The 4,737-nt window shown below is 52.2% G+C and carries 6 protein-coding genes and 1 pseudogene; 4 read left to right on the top strand and 3 right to left on the bottom strand.

Annotated features, from left to right (window positions below; genetic code table 11):
* On the top strand, nucleotides 1–557 hold a 557-nt coding region (locus tag RTY00_RS20110), incomplete at its 5' end, for a DUF4113 domain-containing protein (RefSeq protein ID WP_312665788.1).
* Between the two features lie 53 nt (nucleotides 558–610).
* Nucleotides 611–853: a hypothetical protein gene (locus RTY00_RS20105; protein ID WP_312665786.1), complete on the top strand. Its 243-nt coding sequence runs from the start codon at nucleotides 611–613 to the stop codon at nucleotides 851–853.
* A gap of 458 nt (nucleotides 854–1,311) precedes the next feature.
* Here the strand turns inward: RTY00_RS20105 and RTY00_RS20100 are convergent, their stop codons facing one another.
* From RTY00_RS20100 to RTY00_RS20090, 3 genes are all read right to left on the bottom strand, one after another.
* A complete protein-coding gene (locus RTY00_RS20100; protein WP_008102314.1) occupies nucleotides 1,312–1,482 on the bottom strand; it encodes a hypothetical protein in 171 nt (56 codons plus the stop codon).
* A gap of 166 nt (nucleotides 1,483–1,648) precedes the next feature.
* Nucleotides 1,649–3,148 carry a SulP family inorganic anion transporter gene (locus RTY00_RS20095; protein WP_312665785.1) on the bottom strand — a complete coding sequence of 500 codons (1,500 nt, stop codon included), beginning with the start codon at nucleotides 3,146–3,148 and terminating at the stop codon, nucleotides 1,649–1,651.
* A gap of 152 nt (nucleotides 3,149–3,300) precedes the next feature.
* Nucleotides 3,301–3,558 (bottom strand): biofilm/acid-resistance regulator YmgB/AriR, encoded by a 258-nt coding sequence (locus tag RTY00_RS20090; protein ID WP_008102310.1) that lies wholly within the window; start codon nucleotides 3,556–3,558, stop codon nucleotides 3,301–3,303.
* 484 nt (nucleotides 3,559–4,042) lie between these two features.
* Between RTY00_RS20090 and RTY00_RS20085 the strand changes: the two genes are divergently transcribed.
* Together RTY00_RS20085 and RTY00_RS20080 are read left to right on the top strand one after the other, a co-directional pair.
* Complete coding sequence (locus RTY00_RS20085) at nucleotides 4,043–4,474, top strand: MarR family transcriptional regulator (protein ID WP_312665783.1); 432 nt, start codon at nucleotides 4,043–4,045, stop codon at nucleotides 4,472–4,474.
* 2 nt (nucleotides 4,475–4,476) lie between these two features.
* Nucleotides 4,477–4,737 (top strand): annotated as a pseudogene (locus RTY00_RS20080) (MFS transporter); the annotation flags it as partial.

Below are 4,737 nucleotides of genomic sequence, written 5' to 3'. Positions count from 1 at the left end.
TGGAAGAATTCGCGCCGACGAAGCAGCAGATTGTTTGCTCCCGCTCCTTCGGCTCACGCATCACCGAATATATGGATATGCGCCAGGCGGTTTGCTCGTATGCAGAACGCGCGGCGGAGAAGCTGAGGCGTGAGCGCCAGTATTGCCGACAGGTAGCGGTGTTCGTCCGCACCAGCCCGCACGCCGAAGGTGAGGTGTTCTATGGCAATCAGGCTATGGGCAGGTTGCTAACGCCGTCAAACGACACGCGCGACATCATCAGGGTTGCCATGCAGGGACTTGACCACATATGGCGCGACGGATGCCGGTATATGAAAGCAGGTGTGATGCTGGGCGACTTCTACAGTCAGGGCGTCTCTCAGCTCAATCTCTTTGATGAATTCAAACCACAGGCCAACAGCGAATCGCTGATGCGTGTCGTTGACGGTCTCAACCAGAGCGGGAAGGGGAAATTATGGTTTGCAGGACAGGGTATCCAGAAATCCTGGGAGATGAAGCGAGAAATGTTGTCGCCGGCATACACCACCAGACTGTCGGACCTGCCAGTGGCGAAGTGACGTTTCTGCTCCAGCCGCTGCAGCACATCCTGTCTACACGTGAGACTTCCAGCATGGTGGAGCTGAACGGCCGCAGATGCATAATCGATAAGCAGCGTTACCCGGTAAACGGCGACACAGTGCTGATTGACATCTCAGGGGTTTATGAGTGGGCGATGATCATGATTCAGCCGCAGAGAATCATCACCGACGATGGCGCATTCCTAATGGATGACCTACTGGAAGATATTGCAGTGGTGGGAGTGGTTACGCATGAAATCACGACCATGTATGGCGAGGATGATTTGCCGATTTAAGAAAAAAGCCCGGAAGTGGTGGCTAACCGGGCTTGCACTATCCTGTGCCAAAAATTTCCAATGGAGTTGAGCCGTCAATACAGGGAAGTAGAAGCGACAATTTGATAATAGGATGGTACTTAGGAATAGCTAGCGAAGCGGTAAGCAAATCGGAAAATGCTTCATAATATCAAGATGTAGAATCACATAAGCATTTGATAAATGGAGTACGATTATTAAACTTATTTTATGAAAATAAAGATTAATTCATTGTTTTACATGTTGAAAACGCCTGATTTAAAATCCCTCGGCTTATGGCTGTGCGGGTTCAAGTCCCGCCCCGGGCACCATATTTCAAGCTGTTAAAAACCAAATAAAATCAAAGCAATATGCAGTAATGTCGTAACCGCCTAAGGGCGGTTTTTTTGTTTTTGTCTTTTACCGAAATAAATAAAAACCCGGCAAAGCCGGGCAAGTCATTACGATTGTGGTTGTCCCACCGGACCTGCACCTTCGCTGGCGCCTGGCACTGGTTGGTTACTTGGCGCATGTGGACGCCCATCACCGCCGACCGCATCACTTTTGTGCATACAACCCGCAAGCGATACCAACGTTAACGTCACTAATGCTGCTTTTGCTAAAACTTTCATCTGTTGCTCCTCATAAATCAGCGATTGAATAACCAATCTCAAAGAGATCAAAGGATTGACCTTGAGGTAAGCAAAGTCAGTAACAGCAAATTACGCAAGCGAAGCGCGTTGATAAGCATAAAAAACGCCGGATTTCCGGCGTTTTTCATCTCAATCCTAATAATCGCTATCCCAAGTTCCCACTCAGCCGCTCGCGGAAATCGCTGCTACGGTTATCCAGCCCGATAAAGGTGACTTTCGCGCCATGGCGTTGATAGCGATATTCGATGGCATCAAGGGCCGCCACACTTGAGGCGTCCCAAATCTGTGCATGGGTTAAATCGATAGTCACAGATTTAGGATCATGGCCGTAATTGAAGTGTTCAAACAAATCATTGCTGCTGCCGAAGAACAGCGGGCCGCGCACGGTGTAATTGACCTGTTGCCCATCGTCGCTTAAGTGGCGTTCTGCGTGAATCACATGAGCGATGCGACGGGCAAACAGCATCATTGCCAGAATTACACCAACCAGTACGCCAATCGCCAGATTGCCGGTCCACACGGTGACTGCCACCGTCAGCACCATTACAAAGGTTTCAGACCACGGCATGCGTTTCAACGTTGCCGGTTGCAGGCTATGCCAGTTCACGGTTTTCACCGCAACTACCATCATTATGCCCGCCAGCACTACCATTGGGATCTGCGCCATAATCTGGCTCAGTCCGGTCACTAATAACAGCAGCACGATACCCGCCGCGATAGTCGAAACACGCGTACGTGCTTTGCCCAGCTCGACGTTAACGATGGTTTGACCAATCATCGCGCAACCGGCGATGCCGCCATAAAAGCCCGCCAGAATGTTGCCAACGCCCAAAGCCCAGGATTCGCGGCGTTTAGCGGAAGGCGTATCGGTGATGTCATCCACCAGTTTGGCGGTCAGCAGCGATTCCATCAGGCCAACAAAGGCGATGCTCAAGGCGGTTGGCCAGATGATTTGCAGGGTGTGCAGATTGATTGGCACCAATAAGGTGGTGAAGCCAGGCAGACCAGCAGTCATTGGCCCTTCATCGCCGACATTTGGTACACGATAGCCGAGCAGCAACGCGACAGCCGTCACCACCACAATCGCGACCAGCGGTGATGGGACGCTTTTCAGCACTTTCGGCAGCAGCAGGACAATCGCCAGCGTCACGGCAAATAGTGCCCATACCAAAGCGGATTGCCCCCAAACGTGCGGGACCTGCGCAAAGAAGATCAGAATACCAAGGGCGTTCACAAAGCCGATCATCACCGAGCGTGGGATATAGCGCATCATGCGCGACAGTCCAGCAAGGCCAAAGATAATCTGGATAATGCCGCCCATAATCACCGCCGGAAGGATGTATTCGACGCCGTGCGCATGCACCATCGGGCCGATCACCAGCGCCACCGAACCGGCAGCAGCGGTGACCATCGCCGGACGACCGCCCAGAATCGACAGCGTCAGACACAGCACCACAGAGGCCACAAGGCTGACTTTGGGATCGACACCGGCAATCACGGAGAAGGAGATCACTTCAGGGATCAGCGCCAGCGCGGTAATAATGCCGGCCAGACACTCGCGGGTTAGCAGGGCAGGCGAACGTAATACGCGCCCCACGGTGATATCGCTCTCCACCGTAGTGGCGCGCTCAGTTGGTTGGCTCATAGATTGTGCAGGCTCTTTTATTATTGTGCGCATACCGTCGCGGTACGGCAGTAACCAGTTAGGATTTTCCGAGAAGGGATGTTACCGGGCAATAAGATTAGACGCTAGCGCGTTGGGGCAGGTGAGGGTGATTCCATCCCTGGAATCCGGCTTTAGACCGCGAGATCGTCAGGTGTTTTATTCACAACCAGTTCAAGCAGGTGGCGGTAAATATCCAGCTGAATCACATCGCTTTCCATCTCAAGACGGTTAATCAGCGATGCAATAATCGCTTTATTGGAAACCGGCATACCGGCTTGCAGGATTTCGGCGATGATCTGCCCGAAAACTTCCATCTCACTGCTGTCGCTGTTACCGGCCAGTTTGAAGTAGTCAGCGATGGCAGCGCTACTGTTTGCGGCGTTTTGCATATGTGAAGCCCTTAAGATCGGCCTGATGGCAATGTGCCTTCAGCTCCATGATGAAAAAACGTGCACGCGGACAGGCGCGCACCACCCAACTCATCAACCAACGCAAAAAGACACCTCTGAAGGTGGAAATCCACAACACCTTCAGAGGCGACGCAAAGTGCATCATTCGTTACGGAGCCATCAGCTGGCTCGCGGGATGTAAACTTATACAATCTGGAGTAACTTGTACAACAAGGATCTTAAGCAATTTGTGCTAATGTATATTTAACAAATGGTTATAATTTGTAATGTTTTCTAAAATCTATACAAACCTATGCAGGAACAGCAAAAAAATCCGCGAGTTGTACAACTGATACAGAAAGCTGGAGATTTTTTGCCGTGCCAACTACGTTTGCTAATGTAAGCAACGTTTTCATTGGTAAGCGGCTTCGCCTATAATAACGCTCCCATTTAGTTAGATACCTAACCATTAGGCCACTACGTTTTGAGCGACTATCCGCAACCCTTTTCTCGTTTGCTGCATCTCACCGCGCACGCGTGGCGTTTGGCCGTTGATCGTCGCCTCAAAGAGAGCGGATTAAGTATGAGCAGCTGGATGGCGATTGCCAGCGTCGCTACCGCCGCCGAGCCGCCAACGCAAAAAGCCCTGGCGCAATTGCTCGGTCTGGAAGAGGCCAGCGTCGTGCCCTTGGTCGATCGCCTCGTGAAGCAGCAGCTTTTGGCGCGCGTGCAGCCGCCGGAAGATCGCCGCAAGCGCCTGCTGATTCTGACGGAACAAGGCAGCGTGGCCTTTGCCGAAGTGAAAACCCAGGCCGATGCGCTACGTGCACAGTTGCTGGCGGATATCGATCCCGAATCGCTGGCGATAACGGAACAGGAGCTGAAACAACTGCTGGCGCGTCTGGGAAGCGTTTAACCGTGGCGAAACGTAATCCTTATGCCCCACGCGAATGGCTGCCACATGAAAAGCCAATGCTGCCGGGCTCGCCCTCAACGCCGCTTCATTCGCCGTCGAAGCGCATCGCATTTGGCATTATCGGCTTACTGATCTCAATTACCGGCGCGTTGAGTAACGCGCTGGTCTCTGCCAACCTCACCAATCTGCAAGGCACATTTGGCGCCTACAGCAATGAAATCGCCTGGCTGCCTGCGGTGTATGTGATGGGCAACATCTCCATC

Origin of the sequence: Pantoea sp. CTOTU49201 (assembly GCF_032054795.1) — a bacterium.
In the GTDB taxonomy this organism is placed as follows: domain Bacteria; phylum Pseudomonadota; class Gammaproteobacteria; order Enterobacterales; family Enterobacteriaceae; genus Pantoea; species Pantoea symbiotica.
The sequence above is the reverse complement of the archived record's forward strand: the minus strand, read 5'-3'. Positions and strand labels throughout refer to the sequence as shown.

Coding starts and splice junctions, on each gene's coding strand:
- RTY00_RS20100 (WP_008102314.1), bottom strand. CDS start 1,482: ATGAAAGTTTTAGCAAAAGCAGCATTAGTGACGTTAACGTTGGTATCG.
- RTY00_RS20095 (WP_312665785.1), bottom strand. CDS start 3,148: ATGAGCCAACCAACTGAGCGCGCCACTACGGTGGAGAGCGATATCACC.
- RTY00_RS20105 (WP_312665786.1), top strand. CDS start 611: ATGGTGGAGCTGAACGGCCGCAGATGCATAATCGATAAGCAGCGTTAC.
- RTY00_RS20090 (WP_008102310.1), bottom strand. CDS start 3,558: ATGCAAAACGCCGCAAACAGTAGCGCTGCCATCGCTGACTACTTCAAA.